At 64.8% G+C, this 1,128-nt stretch carries 1 pseudogene; it reads left to right on the top strand.

Annotated features, from left to right (window positions below):
• Positions 1 to 172: 172 nt before the first annotated feature.
• A pseudogene (locus ACFYQA_RS39570) lies at positions 173 to 1,054 on the top strand (IS630 family transposase); the annotation flags it as partial.
• Positions 1,055 to 1,128: the final 74 nt, after the last annotated feature.

Here is a 1,128-nt window from a genome sequence, read left to right as displayed (position 1 = left end):
CTACCAAGCCGGACTCCACCTCCGTGCCTCCATGATCTGGATCAAGGACCTCGCGAGGTCCACTCATTGATCACGACTCAATACAGGCCCTAGTGTCCTGCGCCGGTAGTTGATCGTTAGTAGTTGTGTGACTTCTGCTGCTGGTGCGTCAGTTCCTCGTCGGGGCCCGAAGCTGGAACCGTTGTTGCTGTCCGCTGATGAGCGGGCGGTGTTGGAGCGGTGGACGCGTCGGGCGACATCGTCCCAGGCCCTGGCCCTGCGTGCGCGGATTGTGCTGGCGTGCGCGGGGCCGGAGGTACCGCCGATCGTCTCGGTCGCCCGGGATCTGCGGGTGGCCGCGGACACGGTCCGCAAGTGGCGGCGGCGGTTTATCGCCGACCGCCTGGACGGTCTGACCGATGAGCCCCGGCCGGGCCGGCCGCCCACCATCAGCGTCGACCAGGTCGAGGCGGTGGTGGTCACGACGCTGGAGCAGATCCCGAAGAACGCCACCCACTGGTCGCGCAAATCCATGGCGGACCACAGTGGCCTGTCGAAGTCCACCGTGGGCCGGATCTGGCGGAGGTTCCAGCTCAAGCCGCATCTGACCGACACCTTCAAGCTGTCCACCGACCCGTTGTTCGTGGAGAAGGTCTATGACGTTGTCGGGCTGTACTTCGACCCGCCCGAGGGTGCGGTGGTCCTCTCGGTGGACGAGAAGTCCCAGATCCAGGCGCTGGACCGGTCCCAGCCGGTGCTGCCGATGATGCCGGGCATGCCCGAGCGGCGTACCCACGACTACGTCCGTAACGGCCTGACCACCTTGTTCGCCGCGTTCGATGTCGCCACCGGCGAGGTGATCAGTGCCCTGCACCGCCGGCACCGGGCGGCGGAGTTCAAGAAGTTCCTGACCCGCATCGACAAGGAGGTGCCCACACACCTCCAGGTCCACCTGATCGTGGACAACTACGGCACCCACAAGACTTCCGCGATCAGGACGTGGCTGGCCAAACACCCCCGGTTCCACATGCACTTCACCCCGACGGGCTCCTCGTGGATCAACCAGGTCGTGCGACACGAAAGTCGCTTGAGAAGAGTGGAAATCACCAAGGAGGTTCGACTGATGTCGAAGGTGTAGGACCCGAGCCA

Source organism: Streptomyces sp. NPDC005774 (genome assembly GCF_042871645.1).
GTDB classification, from domain to species: Bacteria; Actinomycetota; Actinomycetes; order Streptomycetales; family Streptomycetaceae; genus Streptomyces; species Streptomyces pratens.
Note: the sequence above shows the minus strand (reverse complement) of the source record. Positions and strands in the feature narration are given on the sequence as shown.